Raw genomic sequence first — 2,586 nt, 5'->3', positions numbered from 1 at the left:
TCATGGGGTCGGGCGCCATCGGCATCGAATTCGCCTCCTTCTACCGCACAATGGGCGCCGAGGTGACGGTGGTCGAATTGCTGCCGGCGGTGATGCCGGTCGAGGACGCCGAAGTCTCGAAGTTCGCGCAAAAGCAGTTCGAGAAGCAAGGCATGAAGATTATCCTCGAAGCCAAGGTGACCAAGGTCGAGAAGGGCACGAACTCGGTCACGGCGCATGTCGAGATGAAGGACGGCAAGGTCGAGAAGATCACCGCCGACCGGATGATCTCGGCCGTCGGCGTGCAAGGCAACATCGAGGGCCTCGGGCTTGAGGCGCTCGGCGTGAAGACGGATCGCGGCTGCGTCGTCATCGATGGTTACGGCAAGACCAATGTGCCGGGCATCTATGCCATCGGCGATGTCGCCGGCCCGCCGATGCTCGCCCACAAGGCCGAACATGAGGGTGTCGTGTGCATCGAGAAGATCGCTGATTTTCCTGGCGTACATGCCACCGACAAGCTGAAGATTCCGGGCTGCACCTACTGCAATCCGCAGGTCGCCTCGGTTGGCCTGACCGAAGCCAAGGCCAAGGCAGAGGGCTGGGATATCCGGGTCGGGCGCTTCCAGTTCGCCGCCAATGGCAAGGCGATCGCGCTCGGTGAGGATCAGGGCTTCATCAAGACCATCTTCGACAAGAAGACCGGTCAATTGCTCGGCGCCCACATGGTCGGCGCCGAAGTGACCGAACTGATCCAGGGCTTCGTCGTGGCGATGAACCTGGAGACGACCGAGGAAGAGCTGATGCACACCATCTTCCCGCACCCGACGCTGTCGGAGATGATGAAGGAAAGCGTGCTCGACGCCTATGGCCGCGCGCTCAACGCGTGATAGATTGAAAGCGCTGCTACAGATGGAACCCGGCGGCAAGGTACATCGTTTGCGGATGCACTTTCATCCATCACACAAGGAGAAGGCATATGCACCTGAATGGCGTCGGCTGGATAGCAGCCATCATCATCGGCGGCCTGGCAGGCTGGTTCGCCGAAATGTTCATGAAGAGCAACACCGGCATCTTCATGAACATCGTTATGGGCATCGTCGGCGCGATCGTGCTGAACGCCATTCTGCAGGCTCTCAATTTTGGCCCGTTCGGCGTCGGCTGGATTGCCTATCTGATCACCGGCTTTATCGGCGCCTGCCTACTGATCTGGGCAGGACGCCTGGTGCGCCGCTGACATCACTGAAGAGCTGCCATGCGAAAAAGGCTGTTGCGGCATGCGCCGCAGCGGCCTTTTTCTTTGCGCCGAAAAGTCCTAGATGACGTTATCACAACGAACGCCTGACTGGCGCTCGCCAATGAACCAGGTTTCCCGATGGTCACTGTCCTCGATACGATCGCCAACGCACCGCGCCTGCGGCATCCCGAAAAGGCGCACAAGCCTGATCAGGATGTCCTGCGCAAGCCCGACTGGATACGCGTCAAGGCGCCGATGTCGAAGGGCTATGCCGAAACGCGCGAAATCGTGAAGTCGCACAAGCTGGTGACGGTCTGCGAAGAGGCCGGCTGCCCCAACATCGGCGAGTGCTGGGAAAAGAAGCACGCCACCTTCATGATCATGGGCGAGATCTGCACCCGCGCCTGCGCTTTCTGCAACGTCGCCACGGGCATTCCAACCGCTCTTGACCCGGATGAACCGGCCCGCGTCGCGCATGCGGTCAAGCAGATGGGCCTTACCCATGTCGTCATCACCTCGGTCGACCGCGACGATCTCGCCGATGGCGGTGCGCAGCATTTCGCCGAGGTCATCCGCGCCATCCGGGCGGCGACGCCGCTGACGACGATCGAAATCCTGACGCCCGACTTCCTGCGCAAGGACGGCGCGCTGGAGATCGTCGTGGCGGCCAAACCCGACGTCTTCAACCACAATCTCGAAACCGTTCCGTCGAACTATCTGACGGTTCGTCCGGGCGCCCGCTATTTCCATTCGATCCGGCTGTTGCAGCGGGTCAAGGAGCTTGATCCGTCGATCTTCACCAAGTCCGGCATCATGGTGGGGCTGGGCGAAGAACGGAATGAAATCCTGCAGTTGATGGACGATCTGCGTTCGGCCAATGTCGACTTCATGACCATAGGCCAGTATCTGCAGCCGTCGAAGAAGCACCACCCGGTGATCCGCTTTGTTACGCCGGAGGAGTTCAAATCCTTTGAGACGATCGGCCGGACCAAGGGTTTCCTGCTGGTGGCGTCCAGCCCGCTGACGCGTTCATCGCATCACGCCGGCGACGATTTCGCCAAGCTGCGTGCGGCACGGGAAGCGATTCTCAAGAAATCAGCTTAATCAGCCGGTTTCATGCCAAAATTCGAAGCTACCCGACGCGTATCCCATACACCCGAGCAGATGTTCGCTTTGGTCGCCGATGTTGAATCCTATCCGCAATTCCTGCCGCTTTGCGAAGCGCTGACGGTTCGCTCGCGCAAGGAGCGTGACGGGCGTACCGTTCTCCTTGCCGACATGAGCATCGGCTACAAGGCGATCCGCGAAACCTTCACGACGCAGGTACTGCTGAAGCCCGACGAGAACACCATCGACGTGAAGTACATCGA

General features: G+C 60.0%; 4 protein-coding genes. All 4 read left to right on the top strand.

Annotated elements, in window-relative coordinates; translation table 11 throughout:
* The coding region (locus EN994_RS26485) for a dihydrolipoyl dehydrogenase (RefSeq protein WP_164746211.1) at positions 1-869 on the top strand (869 nt) is incomplete at its 5' end.
* Between the two features lie 89 nt (positions 870-958).
* Entirely contained in the window at positions 959-1,216 is a 258-nt protein-coding gene (locus EN994_RS26480) for a GlsB/YeaQ/YmgE family stress response membrane protein (RefSeq protein ID WP_013531486.1), read from the top strand.
* Between the two features lie 138 nt (positions 1,217-1,354).
* Positions 1,355-2,320, top strand: coding sequence for a lipoyl synthase (gene lipA, locus EN994_RS26475; RefSeq protein ID WP_024505190.1), 966 nt, complete (start codon positions 1,355-1,357; stop codon positions 2,318-2,320).
* A 12-nt stretch (positions 2,321-2,332) separates the two neighbouring features.
* The coding region (locus tag EN994_RS26470; RefSeq protein ID WP_281060206.1) for an SRPBCC family protein at positions 2,333-2,586 on the top strand (254 nt) is incomplete at its 3' end.

The organism is Mesorhizobium sp. M7A.F.Ca.CA.002.09.1.1, from assembly GCF_003998555.1.
Lineage (GTDB): Bacteria > Pseudomonadota > Alphaproteobacteria > Rhizobiales > Rhizobiaceae > Mesorhizobium > Mesorhizobium ciceri.
This window is presented reverse-complemented; position numbering and strand designations above follow the sequence as displayed.